The following is a 22,000-nucleotide window of genomic DNA, read 5'->3' on the forward strand; positions in this document are numbered from 1 at the left end:
GATGAAAGAGTGCCATTAACAGAATTAGTGCTCGATGGTTTTAAATCATTCGCTGATAAGACAATTATTCATTTTAATGATGGAATTACTGGAATCGTTGGTCCTAATGGCAGTGGTAAGAGTAATATTACTGAAGCTATTCGTTGGGTAATGGGAGAGTCCAGTGCCAAATCACTTCGTGGAACTAACATGAAAGATGTTATTTTTGCGGGGAGTCAATTTCGAAAGCCTCTTAATAAGGCAGAAGTGACATTAGTCTTTGATAATCAAAAGCGTGAATTGGCATTTGATGCTGATCAAGTGTCAATTACGAGAAGGATTTTACGCTCTGGTGATAGTGAATTCTGGATTAATAATCAACAGGTTCGAATGCGTGACGTGCATGCGCTTTTCCTTGATTCTGGAGTTTCACAGAATAGTCTGGCAATTATTTCTCAGGGACGAGTTGATCAAATTTTAAATTCGCGTCCTGAACAAAGAAGAGTAATCTTTGAAGAAGCAGCTGGTGTGCTTCACTTTAAACAACAAAAAGAAGCTGCTCAGACTCAATTAAAAAAGACGCAGGACAATCTAATTAGAATTAATGATTTAGTTAAAGAACTGAAGAATCGTCTTGAGCCGTTACATGAACAGAGTTCTTTAGCTAAGGAATACCAATTTCAAAAGGCAAGATTAGACAAAAAATTAAAGAGTCTGTTGGCTTTTGAAATTGAGGATATTAATCGGCAAAAAGAAGAGGTACAGGAATCTGCTAGCAAAAATAAGGTTCTTTTAGCTAAACTTGATGCGGAAGTTAAAGAATCGCAAAATGCGGTTTCACAAAAGAGAGCAGAATATCAAAAAATTCGTGATCAGCGTGAAAAAACACAAGCTGAATTATTGAAACTGAGTCAACAGCTATCTGACTTAAGTGCAAGTTTGCAGGTAGCAGAACAATCGCGTCAATTTGATGATGCAACTAAGGTGGAATATCAGAATCAAGTTAAAGCTTTAACAGCTGATTTAGTAAAATTTAATTCAACCTTAGCAGAATTACAGCAAAATCAGAAGAACCTAAAAAAGCAACAAGCAATATTACAGAAAAATCGTGCGCAATTAACTGCACAATTGAAGGAAGACCCAGAAGAATTAAATCAGCAGTTGGAAGATTGCCGTAATGATTATATTCAATTGCTTCAGGATCAAGCGACTACTAATAATCAGGTAGTTAATTTGAATACTGATTTAAAACGAAGTAAGGCAGATACTAGTTATCAGAATAACGATGTTTCAGAGCAGTTAAGTTCGGCTCAAAAAGAATTAGAGCAATTGCGTAATAAGGGAAAAAATTTAACCGAAAAGCGCAAGCAAGAAAAAGATAAATTTACGCAAATTAGTGAACAAAACGCTGAATTAAGTCAGAAACTAAATAGTTTACGGCAAATCGTTAATGATGAGCATAGTAAATTAGAAAAAGTTGAGGCACGTCATGAAGCTTTGCTTAATATTCAAAAGCGACATGAGGGCTACTACTATGGCGTAAGAAATGTTCTGAACCATTTGAATGAATTTAAGGGCGTAATAGGCGCTGTAGGTGAGTTAATTACTTTCCCAGCAGAACTTGAAGCAGCAATGACAACTGCTTTGGGTAGTGGCGTACAGGATTTGATTACAACTAGCCGAGTTAGCGCTAGAAATGCCATTCATCAATTAAAGCTCAATCGAGCTGGGCGAGCTACCTTTTTACCATTAGATGGATTAAGGCAGTATGGCATCCCACAATCAACGATAACTACATTAAGCTCATTCAATGGCTTCAAGGGAATAGCAAGTCAATTAGTAAAGACCAAAACAGAGCACGATATTTCTTCTGCCATTAATTATTTATTAGGTAGCGTGATTATTGTTGATACCATCGATACTGCAATGCTAATTTCACAACGTGTAGGTCGTTACCGAATCGTTACGCTTGATGGAGATGTTATTTCTCCAGGCGGCTCAATGACTGGTGGTCAGAGAAATCAACGAAACAATTCTCCTTTGCAAACAGCGACTGAAATTAATAAATTAGAAAAGCAGCTTGAGGCCTTGTCTGCCAAGCTAAAAGCGGATCAAGCACAGCTAAAAGATTTTGCCGATCAAAGTGTAAATGTATCTAATCAATTGCAAAAATTGCATGATTCTTTGCAAGAAACAAATCAGGCAATTAATGAAGCTGCTATTTCATTTCAAAATCAAGAGAAAGAAGTTAAGCGACTAACTGACGCCAATTCTTTATATGAGTCTCGCATAAAAGAGCGCAATGAGCGGATCGTTTCTTTGCAAAAACAAATTGAAGCTGCAAATGTTAAACAAGAAGATTTAACTAAGCAAGGTGAAAAGCAAAAGAAGCGGATGAATGATCTGCAAGATAAGATTCGCAATTTTAATAGCTTGAGTCAAAGAATTCAAGATCAGTTGTCACAACTTGATCCTAAAATTGCTGTGTTTACTAATAAATTAGAGAATTTGACTAGTCAGGAAAAAGAAAAAGTAGGTCAGATTGCTAATAACAAGCAACAAATCACAGATTTAAAGCAAAAATTGACTGATTTAGTTCAGAATGGTGAATTGTCGGTTAAAAAGAACTCAGATTTGAGAAAGCACAAAATTGAGATTAATCAGCAAACTGAGAAGTTACAAAAGAAATTAAATGACTTGAGTTCACAGTTAGGACAATTTGATGCGCAGATTAATCAGTTAGATCAAGTAGCTAGTCGAAACTATGATTTGCGTAAAGATGCTGCAATTGAGCAAGAAGATTATTCAGTTAAAATTGCTAAGTTTAATAGTCTAATTGATCAAAGACTTGGGGTTTTGCGTGATGATTATTCCTTAACCTTTGAAGCTGCTTTAGCCCAAGCTGAAGGTGAAAATACAGAAGATAATCGTAATGAATTAACCAAAAGCGTCAAATTGCATCGAATGTCGATTGAAGATATTGGACCGGTAAATCTGGATGCTATCCAGGAATATGAGGATGTTAGAAAACGTTATGATTTCTTAGATGGACAGCAGAATGATTTACTCAAGGCTCGTGATGATCTTGAAAAATCAATGGATGAATTGGATGAAGAAGTTAAGTCACGTTTTAAATCAACGTTTAATGCTGTTGCAGAAAGTTTTAAGAGTATTTTTCCGGTAGTCTTTAGTGGTGGCAAAGCTAAGTTGGAACTAACTGAACCGAATAACTTGCTAGAAACAGGGATTGAGATTATTGCTCAACCACCTGGTAAGAAGCTGCAGCGTTTGAGTCTTTTATCTGGTGGGGAACGTGCTTTAACTGCGATTACGTTGCTTTTTGCAATGTTACAGGTTAATCCAGTACCTTTCTGCGTATTAGATGAGGTTGAAGCCGCACTGGATGATGCGAATGTTACTCGCTTTGCTCAGTTTTTGCTTAAGTATGATCTTAAGACACAATTTATTGTGATTACTCACAGGCGCGGTACGATGAGGCAAGCAGATCAATTGTATGGCGTGGTGATGCAAGAATCTGGTATTTCTCAAGTCTTATCAGTATCATTAAAAGAAATGAAAAATAAAAATGAGGTGAAGTAATTGGGATTATTTGATCGAATTAAAAAATCTCTCTTTGGTAAAAAAGATGAAGACGAAGATAAGAAAAAAGAAGAACAAAAACAGCAAGAAAAAGAAGAATCTACTGCTGAAGTAGAAACAGAAAATCAAGAAGAAGAGGCTGAATCAGCTTCTGAAGAAACTCCAGAAAATACAGAATCGGAAACTATAGAACAAGAAAAGGAAAGTACTGATTCTGAAACATCTGAGTCTGAAGATGAACCAACTTCTGAAGTTGAGGAAGAGCCTGAAACTGAAGAAGTAGAATCAGAAGAAGCAGATACAACTTCTGTAGATCAAGAACAATCTGAAGAATCAAAACCTGCTGAAGAGAAATCAGAGACTGAAGAAGATTCAAATGAACAGCTTTATGAAAAAGGTTTAGAGAAAACCAATAAGGGCTTTGGTGCACGCTTAAATGCTTTCTTTGCCAAGTTTAGAACAGTTGATGAAGACTTTTTTGATGATCTGGAAGACTTGCTCATTGAATCTGATGTTGGTTATGAAACTGCTGAGCAATTGACGGACGAATTGCGTGAAGAGGCCAAATTGCAAAATGCCAAGTCACGTGATGATTTAAAGAAGGTTATTGTTGAAAAACTGGTTGATCTTTATGATCAAGGTGGTAATAGCGAGGATGAAAAACTTATTTATCATCCAGACGATAAGCCAAATGTTTACTTGTTTGTCGGCGTAAATGGTGCTGGCAAGACGACTACTATTGGTAAACTGGCTAAGCGTTTTAAGGATGAAGGCAAGTCAGTTATCTTGGCAGCTGCCGATACCTTTAGAGCAGGGGCAGTTGAACAATTAGTAGAATGGGGCAAGCGTGTAGATGTGCCAGTTGTAACTGGCAAAGCACAAGCTGACCCCGCTTCTGTTGTTTATGATGCCACTGAACGAGCAATTAATGAAAAGGCAGACTATCTCTTAGTTGATACCGCTGGTCGTCTGCAAAACAAGAAAAATTTAATGGCTGAACTAGAAAAAATTCAGCGTACAATTAAGAAGCTTTTGCCCAAGCAACCAACAGAGACTTTATTGGTGCTTGATGGTTCAACTGGGCAAAATGCTTTGCTTCAAGCCAAAGACTTTGATAAAACTACTAAACTAACTGGTTTGGTTTTAACTAAGCTTGATGGTTCATCTAAAGGTGGGGTTGTATTGGCAATCCGTAACGAGATGAATTTGCCAGTTAAGTTAGTTGGCCTTGGCGAAAAAGCAGAAGACTTAGCAGACTTTGATGCAGCTAATTACGCTATTGGCCTTTTCCATGGCTTAGTCTAGTGATAAAGTAAATATATAATTTCAATTTATAAGGAGAATTTTATGAAAGAATATAGTGCTTGTACTACCATTTTAGTTGGTAAAAAAGCTTCAATTGACGGCACGACTATGATCGCTCGTAACGATGATACTTTCCGTCCAATTACCCCACAAAAATTTATTATCGAACCTGCGCGTCATGGTGAAAAGAAACACATTAAGTCATGGCTCAATAAGTTTGAAATGGATTTACCGGAAGATGCACAACGTGTTCCTGCTGTACCAAATGTTGATTATAAACACCGTGGTTACTATGACGAAAGTGGTATTAACCAAGAAAACGTATGTATGTCATGTACCGAATCAACTTACGGTAACGAAAGAACTTTAGCTTTTGACCCACTTGTTAAGGATGGTCTTGATGAAGATTGTATGCAAACTTCAGTATTGCCATACATTCATTCTGCACGTGATGGTGTGCAATACTTAGGTAAATTGATTGCTAAGTACGGTTCACCAGCTGGTAACTCAGTTCTCTTCAGTGATAAAGACGAAATCTGGTACATGGAAATTGTTACTGGTCACCACTGGGTTGCTGAACGTATCCCAGATGACTGCTATGCTGCAACTGGTAATCGTGTAGCCATTGAACAAGTTGATTTTGACAATCCTGATTACTTCATGTGGAGTGAAGGCATTCAAGATTTCGTTGAAAAGCACCACTTGAACCCTGATCATGAAGGTTGGAACTTCCGTCATATTTTCGGTACCTATACTGAACAAGATCGTCACTATAACACTAACCGTCAATGGTATATTCAAAAGTTGTTCAACCCTGAGATTGAACAAGATCCACAAGACGGCGACATTCCATTTATCCGTAAGGCTGCTAAGAAGATTACCAAGGAAGATATTCAATTTGCTTTAGGTTCTCACTACCAAGACACGCCATACGATTCATTTGGCAAGGGTACTGATGAAGAAAAGCACCGCTACCGTCCAATTGGCTTAAACCGCACTCAAAATGCTCACATTTTGCAAATTAGAAGCGATGTTCCTGCAGATCGTGCTGCTATTATGTGGTTATGTATTGGTGGCCCAACATTTACTCCATTTGTTCCATTCTTTGCTAATATGAGTGATACTGATCCTTCATACAACAATACTTCAATGGATTACAATATGAATGATGCATGGTGGTACTATAAGTCATTTGCTGCTATTGTTGAAAGCCATTACCCACAATTCGTTCAACTTGACACTACTTACTTAACTGAACTTAACCGTTACTTCAGAGGTCGGATTGAAGAAATTATTGCTGGTAGTGAAGGCAAGTCAGGCGATGAATTGACTGCATATTTGACCAAGGAGAACCAAAAGACAGTTGCCCATACTCGTAAGGAAACTGAAAAGCTTTGGGGTCAAATGATGATTGATTCAATTAATATGTCTAAATTGACTTTCAATATGGATGAAAATCTTTAATTTACGTTTTAAGAAACAGTTCACTTGTTGAGCTGTTTTTTTCTTGCGCTAGTATAATTAAATTGGTAGATGGAAAGGATGATAAATGATGACAGAGAACACGATTGGTTCATTTTTTACTAAAATGAGCAATGAAGTTGAAAAACAAATGGATGAAGACCTTAAAAATTTTGGTATTACCGCTAATGAATTAGAAGTCTTAATCGAGTTAAGATATCATAAACATGGTAAAAAACTAGAAAAATTAGCTAAAGCAATACATGTGAATGATGAGAAATTAAAGACATTAACAACTCCACTTGCTACTAAGAAATTAATTACCATTTCTAATGATACAGCTATGGATACAGATGAAGGAAAAGAGCTTTGCAAGAAGGTAGCACAGCATCGGCGGGATACTGATCAAACCATTACGGCAATGCTAAGCAAAGATGAAACTTTAGGCTTAGTAAATGTTCTGAAAAAAATGTTAAAAGAAGAGGAAAGTTAGGGTATGAAAAAAGCGGCTTTGGCCGCTTTTTTGTTTGAAATATTATTTTTTCTTGTTTAACACAGAATGATGAATGCCATAAGTAAAGTAGATGATTAATCCTAAAATAAACCAAATACCGGCGTAGAGTTTAGCTTGATAATCTAATCCTAAAAAGACAATCAATGCAGCTAAGAAGCCTAATGCAGGCAGTACCGGATAAAATGGCATTTTGAAAGATGGATCATCAATATCTTTGCCTTCACGCGGACGTAATTTATAAATTCCTAGTGAAACAAACATGAAGGCGATCAAAGTACCTGCAGAAACTAGTTGTGACAACATTGAGAATGGGAAAAATGCTCCCAACAAGATACCAACTACTGTTAAAGTCCATAATGCGTTATTAGGGCAACGTTCAGAATTTAATTTACCTAGCCACTTAGGCAACATTCCGTCTCGACCAAATGAATAAATTAATCTTGATCCAGCCATACTCATGCCGATTAAAGCTGTAAACATTCCTAAAACTGCAATAGTTTGAACAATAACTGCGACAATTGGATGTCCTGCGTAACGTAGAGCTAAACCAACTGGTTCTGCGGAATTTGCATATTTTTGATATGGCATCATGCCAACTAGAACTAAACTAACACCGACAAAAAGGGCAACGGCGATTACCAGTGAGCCTAAAATGCCGCGGGGCATCGTCTTTTGTGGATTAATAGCTTCGGCTGAATTAGCCGCAATTGAGTCAAATCCAATGTAGGATAAGAAAATCATTGATACGCCGGCATAAATTCCTTGCCAACCACCAAATGATCCATTAGCAGTTGGTCGATATTTTGGAATAAATGGCATAAAGTTGGCTGCTTTTAATGCAGTTAAACCAACAACAATGAAAAGTAAGATTGCTAGCACTTTGAGCACTACCAAAGCATTTTCAACACGTGCGGCTCTTGATACGCCGTGGCCGATTAATAAAGCTACTAATAAAATGGAAAGCAGTGAGATTGCATCGATAATTCCACCGTTTGTACCAAATGCATTAGATAATGAAGCTGGTAGCTTTAGACCAATCGGTGCGATCAAGGCTCGGAAATTAGCAGAAAGTCCGGAACCGACAAAGGCCAAGGCAATAAAGTATTCAGCTAAGAGTGCCCAGCCAGCGACCCAACCCCAAAATTCGCCAAAAACAACATTAATCCAAGAATAGGCAGAACCTGCAAATGGCATTGCGGCAGCCATTTCTGCATAAGCAAAAGCAACTAATCCCGCGGCTATCGCTGCTAAGATAAATGAAATTGCGACGGCTGGACCAGTATGTAGTGCCGCAACTTCACCCGGTAGAGTAAAAATTGAAGCTGAAACAATCGTTCCAACACCTAAAGCTAGAAAGTCCTTAACTTTTAATGAGCGAACCAAGTGTCCATCTTTGTTTTCATAAACGCGCGGATCTTCTTTTTTGTTCATTCTTTGCCAGAGATTCACAATACAACTCCCCTTTACGTTTTAATTATGTATCTAATTATAATTAAAAATACGTTAAAAAAGCAACCATAAAATATTTAATATTTTAACTTTATAGGAATTATAGGAACTGAAAACACTTACTTTTTGTTACAAGTCGCAACTTGCGTTATAACAATTATTAGGGTTTTAAAAGTAATAATTATTTATGAATTGGAAAGAATTTTATGGCTTTATTAATCGCTTTAATTAACATAGTAGGTTGGGGTTTGATCCCATTAACAGTAAAGGGCTCTCCTGCTCATCAAATTGCAGGGATGGGATTGGGTGCATTCATTACTGCATTTATTATTTATCTCTGTACTAGACCAGCCTTTGATGCTGCAACTTGGGGAGTAGCTTTCATTGCAGGGATGCTTTGGACAAATGGGACAATTCATCTCTTATACGCGCATAGGTGTTAGTGGGACTATTCCTTTATCAGCTGGTTTTCAGTTAGTAGGTAATTCATTGATTGGGGTTCTGATCTTTGGTGAATGGTCAACTGTTCAAGCTAAGATTATCGGTTTTATTGCTTTAGTTTTAGTAGTTGTAGGAATCGTTCTAAGTTCTAAGAGTGATGACCAAGAATCTAGTAATGCTAATGCTAAAAATATTGCATTTTTGCTTGTCACTACAATTGGTTTTTGGATTTACTCAAGTTTTCCTAAGCTAATTGCCAAAAATATTAATCCTAACGTTAATGGCCTAGATTATATCTTGCCAGAAATGTTTGGTGTTTTAGTTGGTACGGTTGTATACATCATTGGTTCACATTCAACCTTTGTATATAGAGGTAAGCTGTTGTGGCGAAATAGTATTGCTGGATTAGAATTCGGTATTGGTACCTTATTTTATTTGTTTTCGGTAAAGCAAAATGGGGTTACCAATGCATTTATTTACAGTCAGTTGTGCTCTGTCATTTCTACCTTTGGTGGAATTTGGTTCTTGCATGAATCAAAATCTAAACGTGAGATGACTTATATTATCATTGGTTTGATTTTTATTGTGGGCGGTAGCATCTTGACAGGTTTTGCCAAATAAAAATTAATGAAAGAAAAGGACCTTGATTATTTTGATCAGAGTCCCTTTTTGATATACTAAAGGCTGGTGAAACATATATGGATGAATTAACGAAAAACGAAGAACTAGGCGATTTATATGCCTACTATGGTTCATTACTAACTCAGGGACAGCAATCCTATTTTGAAGATTATTATTATAATGATTTGTCTTTGGGTGAAATAGCGCTTAATCATCAGGTCTCTAGACAAGCTGTCTATGATAATTTGAAGCGATCAAGTAAGATCCTGCAAAATTATGAAGAAAAATTACATATGAAACGTGATAATAATCGTGTTGAGGATGTTTTAGCTGATGCTCTCTTATCACTAGACAATGATGATAGCCAAGCTGCAAAACAAGAAATAACGAATTTATTAAATCAATTGAGGGGAGAGTAACCCATGGCTTTTGAAAATTTAAGTGAAAGAATTCAAAAAGCATTAAAAAATTTAACAGGCAAGGGTAAAGTTTCTGAAGAAGATATTAATAAGGCTAGTCGTGAAATTAGGTTAGCTTTATTAGAAGCCGATGTTAACTTTAGGGTCGTTAAAGATTTTATCAAAACGATTAAAAAAGAGGCATTAGGCGAGGAAGTACAAGAAAGCTTGAATCCTGGACAGCAGGTAATTAAGATTGTCAATGAACAATTGACAAAGATGATGGGTGAAGAAGCTGTTCCACTTAATAAGTCTAAGCATATTCCGACGATCATTATGATGGTTGGTTTGCAAGGTACAGGTAAAACTACTACGGTTGGTAAATTAGCTTATCATTTGCAGAAGACAGAAAAGGCTCGTCCTCTGTTAATTGCTGGAGATATTTACCGTCCAGCTGCCGTTGACCAGTTAAAGCAAATTGGCGATAAGCTAAAGGTACCGGTCTATAGCGAAGATGGTGAAAAAGATGTCGCTAAGATTGTTCAAGATGGATTAGCTGAGGCAGATAAAAATAAAAATGATTATGTTTTAATCGATACTGCTGGTCGTTTGGAAATTGATGAACCTTTAATGGAAGAATTGGAACGAGTAAAGCAAGTTGCTGAGCCGGATAATATTCTTTTAGTTGTTGATGCCATGACTGGTCAAGCTGCAACTGATGTAGCCAAAGGCTTTGATGAACGGCTAGATGTTACTGGTGTGATTTTGACCAAACTTGATGGTGATACTCGTGGTGGTGCTGCGCTTTCAATTCGTGCTGTTACTGGCAAACCAATTTTATTTACTGGTCAAGGTGAAAAATTAAGCGACTTGGATGTTTTCCATCCTGATCGAATGGCTTCAAGAATTTTGGGTATGGGGGATATGCTTTCCCTGATCGAAAAGGCACAACAAGATTATGATGCCAAAGAAGCTCAAAAAGTAGCTGAAAAGATGCGTGAAAGTACTTTTGATTTTAATGATTTTGTAGATCAATTAAAGCAAGTACAAAAAATGGGTCCATTAGATCAGATTATGAAAATGATCCCGGGGATGGCTAACAATCCGCAACTTAAGAATTTGAGTATTGATCAAAAGCAAATTGATCATACTGAAGCTATTGTCTATTCAATGACCGAAGAAGAACGTGAAAATCCCGATATTTTAAATCCAAGTCGGCGCAGAAGAATTGCTGCTGGATCAGGTCGTCCTGTTGTTGAAGTTAATAGGATGATCAAGCAGTTTAAGCAAATGCGTGATATGATGAGTAAAGTCACTAAAGGCAATATGAAGGGTTTAAGCAAGTTGCCTGGGATGGATTCGCCAATGGCTAAGATGGCTATGCGACGCATGAATAAAAACTTTAAGAAGAATAAAAAGAAGCGTTTACGTAAAATTAAGCGATTCCACTCATAATTTTTGTAGCTGTTAAGGGAAAACACTTTACACCCACAAAATTTGGTGGTATATTATTAATCGTTAAGTTTTTAGGAGGAAATTAATTTATGTCAGTTAAAATTCGTATGCACCGTGCTGGTGCCAAGAGAAAGCCATTCTACAGAATCGTTGTTGCAGACTCACGTATGCCACGTGATGGTCGTTTCATCGAACAAGTTGGTTACTACAACCCAGTTTCACAACCAAAGGAATTGAAGCTTGACGAAGACAAGATCTTCGATTGGTTACAAAAGGGTGCACAACCTTCAGACACTGTTAGATCACTTCTTTCAGGTGCTGGCTTAATGACTAAGTTGCACGATGCAAAATACAACAAGTAATCTTGTTATGATTTAAGGCTTGATGCTATGTGCTTCAAGCTTTTTTTCTTACTTAAAAGGAGTTACCGATGGAATATTTTGACGTAGCGAAGATCTTAACTACCCATGGTTTAACTGGAGAAGTTAAGGTAAATGTGATTACTGATTTCCCAGAAGAACGCTTTGCGGAAGGGATGCATTTAGCCTTAAAGGAAAATACTGATCGAATCTTAACTATTAAGAAGAGTCGGTCATTCAAGCAATTTTGGTTGCTGCAATTTAATGAAGTAACGGATATTGATGCAGCTGAGAAGCTACGTGGCAAGGTCTTAGTAGTTAGTGAAACTGATCGCGGAGAACTACCTAATAATGTTTACTATTATAAAGATATCTTAGGATGCGACGTGATCGATAATGAATCTGAGAAGATTTTAGGTAAGATTACTGATATCCAATCACCAGGGGCTAATGATATTTGGTTAGTTCATGAAAAAAATGGTAAGGAATATTGGATTCCGAATATAGCTGATGTAATTAAAAGTGTAGATGTACCCGATAAAAAGATCTACGTTGATTTGATGGAGGGCCTACGCGATGAAGATTAATGTTTTAACGCTTTTTCCTGATATGTTTACGCCTTTGCAGGTATCAATGCTAGGTCGCGGGCTAGAAGATAAGAAGTGGCAACTTAACTTAATTAATTTCCGTGATTTTACTAATGATGTTCATCATCACGTTGATGATACTCCGTATGGTGGCGGAGCAGGGATGGTTTTACAAATAATGCCGATTAAGAAAGCATTAGATTCTTTATCATCGACTGGCAAGATTATTATTACTGCCCCACAAGGTAAGACTTTTAATGAAAAAATAGCGCAAGATTGGGCCAAAGAAGATGAATTAACATTTATTTGCGGTCATTATGAGGGCTTTGATCAGCGGGTATATAATTTAGCTGATGAAACAGTATCAATTGGTGATTATGTTTTAACTGGTGGCGAATTACCAACAATGAGCATGATTGATGCAACTGTACGTTTAATTCCAGGTATCTTAGGCAATGCTGCTAGTCCAGTAGAAGAAAGCTTCTCACATGGATTGCTTGAATATCCGCAGTACACACGTCCTGCAGATTTTGAGGGGCAGAAAGTACCAGAAGTTCTGACTAGTGGCAACCATCAAAAGATTGCCGAATGGCGACATAAAGAAGCTTTAAAAGCAACTTATCTTCATCGACCTGATTTATTGGAAAAGCGTGATTTAAGTAGCGAAGAAAAGAAAATGTTGACAGAAATTAGGTTAGAGCTTGATTAAGTATTGTTTATTTGTTAAACTAGTTAGCGTGGCTAAAGTCACAACTAATCAAAGTTATGGGTGTTCCGCTGACGTTAGTACGTTGATGAATGCCGTAGAAGGAGAAAATACATTATGGATCCATTAATTCAAGAATTAACTAAAGAACAAATTCGTGACGATATCCCTACTTTCCGTGCAGGTGATACTGTAACTGTTCACGTACGTGTTGTAGAAGGTACACATGAACGTGTTCAGTTATTCGAAGGTGTTGTAATTAAGAAGAGGGGCACTGGCATCGGTGCTACTTACACTGTTCGTAAGATTGCTTCAGGTGTTGGTGTTGAAAGAACCTTCCCAGTTAACGATCCACGTGTTGCTAAGGTTGAAGTTAAGCGTCATGGTCGTGTACGTCGCGCTAAGCTTTACTATTTACGTGAACGTCATGGTAAGTCAGCAAGAATTGCTGAAGCACGTCGTTAATTATCAAAGGAGTCAGTTCGATGTGAACTGGCTCTTTTTTATTGATTAAGTTTGTGAAAATATTTATTGTGTAACTTATGTGAAACGCTAAAATAACTTCACAAGATATCAATAAATATTTATATATAAGTATTTATAGCTTGTGAAGTTATGATTATAAAAATTAATAATAAGTGTGGAATTACGTCTAAAACAGACACTTATCCACAGTTATACTTGGGTAATTACTATATAATATAAATAAGGGTAGGTGATAATAATGGATTATCCGGAAAAATTAATTGCGGAGGTTATGCGACGCTCAAGAGGAATGAAATTAGAAGGCCTTAACTCAGGCAGCGGTCCACAGCATCCCTTGTTAATGATTGTAGGAGAAGCCCCAGGAAGAAATGAAATAGTCAATAATATTCCTTTTAGTGGGAGTGCGGGAAAGGAACTGGATAAATCTCTTCGGCAAGTCGGTTTAACTAGAAAGGATGTCTATATCACTAGTGCAGTTAGAAGTAGACCATTTGCGATCAAAAAAGTTTTTAGTAAACGAGAAAATAAAGAGGTTATTAAACGGCCTAATCGTAAACCGACGAAAAAGGAAATCTTAGCACATGCTCCATTTTTAGATTATGAAATTGATTATGCGCAGCCCAAAATAATAGTTACTTTAGGAAATACTGGCCTTGAGAGGCTTTTAGGCCCAGGACATAGAATTTCAGCAGAGCATGGTAAAGTAATTGAAAATACGCCAATTTTAAAACTGGATGAAACAAAAAATGGTTATATTTAGTCTGATAAAAAATATACAATTATTCCAGAATATCATCCCGCTGCAATTTTCTATAATCGTAAATTGACAGAGGATATAATTAAGGATTGGGAGATAATTAAACCTTATATAGCTAAAGAAAGGAAAAATAATGAGTAATGAAACTTTTTTAATTCCGATTAGACAAAATAATGATCTCTCAGATATTGCTCTAAATGAACTTCGAATGGATTTAGATGAACATCCATTGCATCAACGTATTTATGCAGATCTGGCATATTTATCTGGTAATAATCGAAAATATAGTTTAAATAAAGTGGAGACAATAAATAGCCCTCTACGAAATAAAAAAATTTTGTTTTTAGGCTCTTCTGTAACGTTTGGCTTTGGCGCTTTAGGCGAATCTTTCGTAGATTATCTCTGGAAGAAAGATGGAATAGCTGCAATTAAAGATGCTGAAAATGGTACTACTTTGGTTGATCAAGCGACTTATAATGCAGGTGATTCTTATGTTGCACGCTTTAATAAAGAATTAAAGGAGACTAATCCTGATTTATTTGTTTTGCAATTATCTACTAATGATGCTAGACAAGGTAAAAAACTAGGTAAAATTAGTCAAAATGATGTTTTTGATACTCAGACTATTATTGGGGCTATGGAATATATTATTAGTACTGCTAAATCAAAATGGCATTGTCCAATTTTAATTTATACTAATCCATATTTTGAAAGTGAATTATATGAAAAAATGGTAAATAGTGGACATCAATTAGCACAAAAATGGAATATTGAAATTTTAGATTTGTATAATAATCCCAAGCTAAAAAAACAAGCTTCACTTTACATGGCTGATGAAATTCATCCAACTCGTGCCGGATATTTAAAGCAATGGTTACCTTTATTCGAAGATAAAATAATACAAATTTTGGTAGAAAAAAGCCTAAATCTTAAGACTTAGGCATTAAACATTAATCAATATTGTTACGGTAAAGGCTAACTACTTTACCAAGAATTTTAACTTCTGAAAGAATAATAGGAGACATTGAATCGTTTTCTGGTTGCAAACGGTAATGTCCATTTTCTTTAAAGAAACGCTTAATAGTTGCTTCATTTTCTTCAGTCATTGCAACAACTATTTCACCATTATTAGCAGTTGATTGTTTCTTAACAATAACACTATCACCGTTTAAAATACCAGCATTAATCATGCTATTGCCATGTATTTTAAGCATGAAAAGTTCACCAGCATCATTCTTAAGATCCGGTGGTAGTGGGAAATAATCCTCAATATCTTCTACTGCTAAAATTGGTTGACCTGCTGCTACAACACCCACGATGGGAATAATTGTGGGCTTAATGCCTAATTCTTTCTTGCCCTCAGCAGTAATTTCTAGAGCCCGAGGCTTAGTAGCATCTTTGATCAATAGGCCTTTGCGTTCAAGACGCGATAAGTGTCCGTGAACAGTTGAAGTTGAAGATAATCCTACTGCTGCACAGATTTCACGCACCGTCGGTGGAAATCCGCGATGATCTACAGTATCATAAATGTATTGTAAGATTTCTAATTGCTTAGTCTCACTAGTTTTTTTAGGCATAATAGTCTTTCTCCGTTTACTTAAATTTTTATTATTTTATTTATAACATATATTCTACCAGAATTGAAAGGAAATATCAAACAGGCGTTCTAAAAAATATATCTTTTTTTATTACTAAAAATACGGTAGACTAAAGATTGTTAATGTGAGGTGGATATTATGACAATGAGCAAAGAAGAAGAAAAAAGGGTTACTGATCGAATTAATGAACTTTATAATAAGAAAGAAAATGAAGGATTAACCCCTGCAGAAGAAAAAGAAAGAAAAGAATTACATCAAAAATTCTTGGCTAACTTTAGAGCTGCTTTCAAGCAAGATGTTGAAGATATGGTTATTCTGGATAAAAATGGTAAGGAAATCACTTCCGAAAGAGCCAAGCGCGCTCAAAGAAGAAAAGGACTTAGAAAAGACTAATTAACCCTTTAAAAAAGTTAAAAAATTATGTAAGATAATATTGTTAGTTAATGGAGGATATACAATATGAATTTAGGTTTAGCAATTTTTTTGATTATTATTGCGCTCTTGATTGGTGCCGTAGCTGGTTTTTATGGTGCAAGAGCATATATGAAGAAATATTTTAAAGAAAATCCTCCTATCAGTGAAGATATGATCGTTGCTATGATGTCTCAAATGGGACAAAAACCCTCTAACAAGAAGGTTCACCAAGTAATGAATATGATGAAACACCAGCAAAGATAATTCAATTAATTATTTTTTATTGAAAAGGCGAGGAAAATTTTCTTCGTCTTTTTTTGTACACTTTTGTAAATGAGGTGAATATATGAAAATATTTAGAAAATTAGGCTGGTTCTTTAAACAAGAGAAAAAACGATACATTGTTGGCATCACTTTTTTAGCCCTGACTTCATTAGCCAATCTTGTGCCGCCGCGAGTTTTAGGGCTAATGGCAGATCAGCTTGATAAAGGCCATATTTCTTGGGGCGAATATGGAATGTTAATACTAGCCGTATTAGCAGCAGCTTTTACGCTTTATGTTTTACGTTATTTTTGGCGTAAGCAGATTTGGGGGGAGCTGCTGAATTGGAACGGCAAATGCGTTCTAAATTATTTAACCATTTTATGATAATGGATCGAACTTTTTATCAGCGCCATCGAACGGGCGATTTGATGGCACATGCGACGAATGATGTATCAGCTATTCAAAATGTTGCCGGCGATGGGGTTTTGACTTTAGTTGACTCTCTAATTATGGGTCTTTCAACGATGATCGCGATGATTATTTTTGTTGATTGGAGCTTAACCGTAATAGTTTTATTGCCATTGCCGTTTCTGGCATTAGGTGCATGGAAGTTAGGGGATCATCTTCATAATGCGTTTGATAAGTCACAGGCTGCTTTTTCTCGTTTAAATAATAAGACACAGGAATCAGTATCTGGAATTAAAGTGCTGAAAACTTTTGGACAAGGCAAAGAAGATACAGCTGCCTTTGATAAAATGGTTGATGATACGATTAATATCAATAAAAGAGTTTTCGTTTGGGATTCTTTATTTGATCCGTTAGGTACCGCAGTTATTGGTGCAACCTATGCAATTACGATTATTTACGGTGGACTGCTCGTAAGTAATAAGATTTTGTCGATTGGACAATTAGTATCTTTTATTGCCTATATTTCTAATATGGTTTGGCCAATGTTTGCAATCGGGTATCTTTTCAACATTTTGGAACGAGGCAGTGCAAGTTATGATCGAGTAGAAGAATTATTAGATGAAAAGCCTCTTATTACAGATGCTCATGCCGATCAGACCATTACTTCTAAAGATTTACAAGGCGATTTGCATTATGATATTAAATCTTTTGCATATCTTGATGAAAAAGATATTCCAGTTTTAAAAAATATTGAATTTACTTTGAAGCAAGGCCAAACTTTAGGTTTAGTTTGGCGTGTTGGTGCCGGTAAAACAACAATTATTCAACTATTGCTGAGAGAATTTGATCAGTATCAGGGGCAGATAACTTTGAATGGCAAAGACATTCGCAATATTCCACTAAAAGTTTTATTGGGGCAGATTGCTTATGTACCACAGAATAATTTTTTGTTTTCAACCAGTATCGGCAAGAATATTGCGTTTTCTTCTGAAAAAGCAAATAAAAGTGATGTGGCGAGTGCAGCCGAAAAGAGTGATTTGCATGATGATGTTCTTCAAATGCCGAAGGGCTATGAAACTTTAGTTGGTGAAAATGGTATTTCCCTTTCTGGTGGTCAGAGACAAAGAATGTCAATTGCTCGAGCTTTGTTAAAAGATAGTCAGATTTTAATCTTGGATGATGCTTTGTCCGCTGTAGATGCTAAAACGGAAACAGAAATTTTGTCTGCATTAAGAAAAGAAAGACAAGATAAGACGACATTGATTGCAGTTCACCGTCTGACGTCAGTGATGGATGCCGATCTGATTTTAGCATTAAAAGACGGGCAAATCGTAGAGCGTGGCAACCATCAACAGCTATTAGCAGAAGATGGCTGGTATGCAGAAATGTGGTGCAGACAGGAATTACAAGCAAAGGTAGGTGAAGACATCAATGAATAATGAAGAAAATCAGGAATCAGTTTGGGCAAAAGCTATTCCCTTTAAAGAACAAGTTGCAATTTTTAAACGATTGATGAAGTTCGTTAAAAAATTTAAATTTGAAATGATTATTGCCTTAGTGGGAGCCTTTATAGTCAGCATTATTAATATTCTTTTGCCTAGAGGGTTGCAGTATTTTTTAGATGCCTTTTTATTGCATCAGAGTGCGACTGTGCAGGTGATTTTGTTTGCTGGCTTTTTATATGCTTTAGGTTCAATTCTTAAGGCAGTTATTCAATTTATTTATCAATACTTTTTTGCATTAGGTTCAGAAAAAACACTTGAAAGTCTTAGACGGGCTTTATATCGTAAATTGCATACGTTAGGAATGCGCTATTTCGATAAAACGCCTGCCGGCTCAATAGTATCTAGAGTCACTAATGATACGATGACCTTAAGCAATTTCTTGACAGTTCTATCAACTATTGTTATTGGTGCGTTTTCGGTGGTGACAGCACTTGTTGCCATGTTTACTACAAATGTGATCGCTGGTTGGCTGATTTTAGCCTTTATACCTATCTTGCTTTTGGTAATTTGGCTATATTCACAAAAGAGTTCGCGTTTATATCGTAATTATCGTGAACACTTAAGCCGAATTAATGCTAATTTAAACGAATCAATTGAAGGCGTCTCAATTATTCAGCAATTTAATCAAGAACATCGAATGACTAAAAATTTTGAAGGAGAAAACGGCGGTTTAATGAATACACGTTTTAATATGATTTGAATTAATTCATTGCTTCTGTCGCCTTTAACCAGTTTGCTTTACTCATTGGCTTTAGCAGTGTCATTAATGTACTTTGGCTTTCCACTGCGAGAAACTTTTGTGCCTGCTGGCGTAGTTTATGCATTTTCACAATATATTTCTCAACTGTTTAACCCGATTTCAACAATGATGGATCAAATGACCTTCTTCCAAGACGGGATTGTTGCAGGTAAAAGAATCTTTAGAATCTTAGATGATACGCAATATGAACCTGCGCAAAATGAGCAGCAGGACTTGACTATTACTCAGGGCAAGATTGAATTTAAGCATGTTAGTTTTTCTTATGATGGTAAAAATTAAATTTTGCACGATATTTCATTTACGGTCAATCCAGGAGAAACTTTAGGAATTGTGGGGCATACTGGCTCAGGTAAGAGTTCGATTATTAATGTTATGATGCGTTTTTATGAATTCAGCCAAGGGCAAATTTTAATCGATGGCGTGGATATAAAAAAATATCCTAAAAAGGAATTGCGTCAAAAATTAGGCTTGGTTTTACAAGAGCCATTTATGTTTTATGGTGATATTTCATCTAATATTCGTTTATACAATAAAAAGATTACTGATCAGCAAATTAAAAAAGCCGCAAAGGCAGTACAAGCTGATCAGTTTATTGAGCAGATGCCAGGAAAATATCATGCTAAAGTAATTGAAGGTGGAGAAGAACTAAGTCAAGGTCAAAGACAACTGATTTCATTTGCTAGAACTTTGGTAACTAATCCAAAGGTCTTGGTGTTAGATGAAGCAACAGCCAATGTAGACACCGAAACTGAGACTTTGATTCAACAAGGACTTAAGCGTCTGCGTAAAGGTAGAACCACTTTAGCAATTGCACATAGATTATCAACGATTGCCGATGCAGATCAGATTATTGTTTTGGATAAAGGGCGTAAATTGAACGAGGCAATCATGAAGAGTTGTTAAAGAAGAAGGGCTATTATTACAATCTGTATACTTTACAGAATAATGAAAATAAATAATTGAAGGTGAAAAAATGAGAAGATATTTTGCAGTTCGTGGTGGTGCTGGTGATGTTGCTGAACCTGACGTTAATACTAAACCACAAGATAACCTATATTTAGCAGTTAATTCAGAGTGGCTTTCTAAGGCTGAAATTCCAGCTGATCGTACTTCAACTGGAGTGAATTCCGAACTAGATATTCGCATTGAAGATAGAATGATGAAAGACTTTGCCAATATTGCTGCAGGCAAGGAAGAAATGCCTAAGGTGAGAGATTTTGATAAAGCAATTGCTTTGTACAAGATTGCAAAAGCTTTTGTCAAGAGGGATGCCGACGGTGCTCGCCCAATTCAAAATGATTTGCAAAAGATTTTAGATTTAAATAATTTTACTGATTTTAAGCAAAATGCAGCTAAATTATTTATAGGACCATACGCATTGCCAGTTGTTTATGATGTTGATGCCGATATGAAGAACACTGACGTAAACGTGCTTTATTTTGGTGGACCAGGAACATTTTTGCCAGATACAACCACTTATCAAACTTCAGATGCAAAAAAACTATTAGATATTTTGCAAAAGCAAAGTATTAATTTGCTGATGATGGCTGGTCTGGGTAAGACTGAAGCAAAAACATATGTCGAAAGCGCTTTAGCTTTTGATCAAAAGCTATCCAAAGTAGTTAAATCTACTGAAGAATGGTCAGATTACGCTGCTATCTATAACCCGGTTTCATATGCTGATTTTATTGCAAAATTCAAGTCATTTGATATGGCCGATTTCCTAGATCAGATTTTACCAGTTAAACCAGATCGCGTGATTGTGATGGAGCCGCGTTTTCTTGAGCATGCTGAAGAATTGATCAATGAACAAAACTTTGACGAGATCAAGGGCTGGATGTTAGTTAAATATATTAACAATGTAGCTAAATATTTATCCCAGGAATTTCGTGAAGCAGCGTTTCCGTTTGATCAAGCTATTTCAGGTACGCCAAAAATGCCTTCACAGATCAAGCAAGCTTACCGTTTAGCTAATGGTGCTTTTGATGAAGTCGTAGGTATCTACTATGGTCAAAAGTATTTTGGTGCTGAGGCAAAGCATGATGTGGAAGACATGATTCATAAAATGCTAAAGGTCTACGAAGAGCGAATCAAAAGTAATGATTGGCTTTCTGAAGATACTAAGAAAAAGGCGATTGTTAAATTAAATGCTTTAGTATTAAAGATCGGCTATCCAGAAAAGATTGAAGAAATCTATGATTTACTGCAAGTTGATCCTGCAAAAAGTTTATACGAAAATGAAGCGGCTATGGCAACAGTTAGAACTAGATATGAAATGAATAAATTAACTAAGCCAGTTGATCGCTCAGTATGGCTGATGCCAGGGAATTTAAACAATGCGTGCTATGATCCGCAAAGAAATGATTTAACTTTCCCAGCTGGAATTTTGCAAAAACCATTTTACGATATTCATCAATCTCGCGGTGCAAACTATGGCGGTATTGGTGCAACCATTGGTCATGAAGTTTCACACGCTTTTGATAATAGTGGTGCTAAATTTGATGAACATGGAGATATGAATAATTGGTGGACCAAAGAAGACTTTGCTGAATTTAACAAGCGTGTCGGTCAAATGGTCGATATCTTTGACGGCTTGCAATATGGCCCGGCTAAAGTTAATGGTAAGCAAGTGGTTGGTGAGAATATTGCTGACCTAGCTGGTCTTGCTTGTGCTGTACAAGCAGGCAAGAATGATGGTGTAGATTTGAAAGACTTGTTTGAAAATTATGCCAGAAGCTGGATGCAAAAGCAGCGTCCAGAAGCAATTAAAACGGAAGTACAAGTTGATGTTCATGCACCACAGCCTACAAGAGTAAATATTCCTGTGCAATGTCAAGATGCCTTTTATGAGGCTTTTGATGTTAAGCCGGAAGACGGCATGTGGCTTGATCCGGAAGATAGAATTACTATTTGGTAATAAAGCATAAAAAAA

Annotated in this window: 16 protein-coding genes and 4 pseudogenes; 18 read left to right on the top strand and 2 right to left on the bottom strand. The window is 36.3% G+C overall.

Annotated features, from left to right (window positions below; all coding sequences use genetic code 11):
• Window positions 1-9 precede the first annotated feature (9 nt).
• The 4 genes from smc to ICI50_RS04265 all read left to right on the top strand — a co-directional run bounded on the left by smc (window position 10) and on the right by ICI50_RS04265 (window position 6,838).
• Complete coding sequence (gene smc / locus ICI50_RS04250) at window positions 10-3,579, top strand: chromosome segregation protein SMC (protein ID WP_056941024.1); 3,570 nt, start codon at window positions 10-12, stop codon at window positions 3,577-3,579.
• Window positions 3,580-4,884: a signal recognition particle-docking protein FtsY gene (gene ftsY, locus ICI50_RS04255; RefSeq protein WP_013853903.1), complete on the top strand. Its 1,305-nt coding sequence runs from the start codon at window positions 3,580-3,582 to the stop codon at window positions 4,882-4,884.
• A gap of 42 nt (window positions 4,885-4,926) precedes the next feature.
• A complete protein-coding gene (locus tag ICI50_RS04260; protein WP_095341969.1) occupies window positions 4,927-6,348 on the top strand; it encodes a C69 family dipeptidase in 1,422 nt (473 codons plus the stop codon).
• 88 nt (window positions 6,349-6,436) lie between these two features.
• Window positions 6,437-6,838 carry a hypothetical protein gene (locus ICI50_RS04265; RefSeq protein ID WP_034536233.1) on the top strand — a complete coding sequence of 134 codons (402 nt, stop codon included), beginning with the start codon at window positions 6,437-6,439 and terminating at the stop codon, window positions 6,836-6,838.
• A 42-nt stretch (window positions 6,839-6,880) separates the two neighbouring features.
• Here the strand turns inward: ICI50_RS04265 and ICI50_RS04270 are convergent, their stop codons facing one another.
• Complete coding sequence (locus ICI50_RS04270; RefSeq protein ID WP_013853906.1) at window positions 6,881-8,308, bottom strand: APC family permease; 1,428 nt, start codon at window positions 8,306-8,308, stop codon at window positions 6,881-6,883.
• Between the two features lie 206 nt (window positions 8,309-8,514).
• Here ICI50_RS04270 and ICI50_RS04275 point away from each other — a divergent pair.
• From ICI50_RS04275 to ICI50_RS04315, 9 genes and pseudogenes are all read left to right on the top strand, one after another.
• A pseudogene (locus ICI50_RS04275) lies at window positions 8,515-9,370 on the top strand (GRP family sugar transporter).
• A 77-nt stretch (window positions 9,371-9,447) separates the two neighbouring features.
• The gene (gene ylxM, locus ICI50_RS04280; RefSeq protein WP_095341970.1) at window positions 9,448-9,789 is read left to right on the top strand and encodes a YlxM family DNA-binding protein; all 342 of its coding nucleotides are present in this window, start codon (window positions 9,448-9,450) and stop codon (window positions 9,787-9,789) included.
• Window positions 9,790-9,792: 3 nt separating this feature from the next.
• On the top strand, window positions 9,793-11,223 hold the full coding sequence (ffh, locus tag ICI50_RS04285) for a signal recognition particle protein (protein WP_013853908.1): 1,431 nt from the start codon (window positions 9,793-9,795) through the stop codon (window positions 11,221-11,223).
• Window positions 11,224-11,312: 89 nt separating this feature from the next.
• Window positions 11,313-11,585 carry a 30S ribosomal protein S16 gene (gene rpsP / locus ICI50_RS04290; protein ID WP_003627549.1) on the top strand — a complete coding sequence of 91 codons (273 nt, stop codon included), beginning with the start codon at window positions 11,313-11,315 and terminating at the stop codon, window positions 11,583-11,585.
• Window positions 11,586-11,653: 68 nt separating this feature from the next.
• Window positions 11,654-12,169 (top strand): ribosome maturation factor RimM, encoded by a 516-nt coding sequence (gene rimM / locus ICI50_RS04295; protein WP_025084114.1) that lies wholly within the window; start codon window positions 11,654-11,656, stop codon window positions 12,167-12,169.
• On the top strand, window positions 12,159-12,878 hold the full coding sequence (gene trmD, locus ICI50_RS04300; RefSeq protein WP_013853910.1) for a tRNA (guanosine(37)-N1)-methyltransferase TrmD: 720 nt from the start codon (window positions 12,159-12,161) through the stop codon (window positions 12,876-12,878). The genes rimM and trmD overlap by 11 nt, the downstream gene beginning before the upstream one ends.
• 114 nt (window positions 12,879-12,992) lie before the next feature.
• Window positions 12,993-13,340 carry a 50S ribosomal protein L19 gene (rplS, locus tag ICI50_RS04305; protein WP_013853911.1) on the top strand — a complete coding sequence of 116 codons (348 nt, stop codon included), beginning with the start codon at window positions 12,993-12,995 and terminating at the stop codon, window positions 13,338-13,340.
• Between the two features lie 259 nt (window positions 13,341-13,599).
• Window positions 13,600-14,259: pseudogene (locus tag ICI50_RS04310) on the top strand (uracil-DNA glycosylase).
• A complete protein-coding gene (locus ICI50_RS04315) occupies window positions 14,252-15,058 on the top strand; it encodes an SGNH/GDSL hydrolase family protein (RefSeq protein ID WP_056941027.1) in 807 nt (268 codons plus the stop codon). The pseudogene ICI50_RS04310 and the gene ICI50_RS04315 overlap by 8 nt, the downstream one beginning before the upstream one ends.
• Window positions 15,059-15,068: 10 nt before the next feature.
• Here the strand turns inward: ICI50_RS04315 and lexA are convergent, their stop codons facing one another.
• Window positions 15,069-15,695: a transcriptional repressor LexA gene (gene lexA, locus ICI50_RS04320; protein WP_056941028.1), complete on the bottom strand. Its 627-nt coding sequence runs from the start codon at window positions 15,693-15,695 to the stop codon at window positions 15,069-15,071.
• Between the two features lie 165 nt (window positions 15,696-15,860).
• On the opposite strand from lexA, the gene ICI50_RS04325 reads away from it, so the two are divergent.
• The 5 genes and pseudogenes from ICI50_RS04325 (at window position 15,861) to ICI50_RS04345 (ending at window position 21,985) form a co-directional block, all read left to right on the top strand.
• Window positions 15,861-16,109 carry a DUF896 domain-containing protein gene (locus ICI50_RS04325; RefSeq protein ID WP_025084061.1) on the top strand — a complete coding sequence of 83 codons (249 nt, stop codon included), beginning with the start codon at window positions 15,861-15,863 and terminating at the stop codon, window positions 16,107-16,109.
• Window positions 16,110-16,175: 66 nt separating this feature from the next.
• The gene (locus ICI50_RS04330; RefSeq protein ID WP_013853916.1) at window positions 16,176-16,394 is read left to right on the top strand and encodes a YneF family protein; all 219 of its coding nucleotides are present in this window, start codon (window positions 16,176-16,178) and stop codon (window positions 16,392-16,394) included.
• Between the two features lie 82 nt (window positions 16,395-16,476).
• Window positions 16,477-18,242: pseudogene (locus ICI50_RS04335) on the top strand (ABC transporter ATP-binding protein).
• A pseudogene (locus ICI50_RS04340) lies at window positions 18,235-20,027 on the top strand (ABC transporter ATP-binding protein). The pseudogenes ICI50_RS04335 and ICI50_RS04340 overlap by 8 nt, the downstream one beginning before the upstream one ends.
• Window positions 20,028-20,041: 14 nt before the next feature.
• On the top strand, window positions 20,042-21,985 hold the full coding sequence (locus ICI50_RS04345; RefSeq protein ID WP_188892010.1) for a M13 family metallopeptidase: 1,944 nt from the start codon (window positions 20,042-20,044) through the stop codon (window positions 21,983-21,985).
• Window positions 21,986-22,000: the final 15 nt, after the last annotated feature.

This window comes from Lactobacillus kefiranofaciens (genome assembly GCF_014656585.1).
In the GTDB taxonomy this organism is placed as follows: domain Bacteria; phylum Bacillota; class Bacilli; order Lactobacillales; family Lactobacillaceae; genus Lactobacillus; species Lactobacillus kefiranofaciens.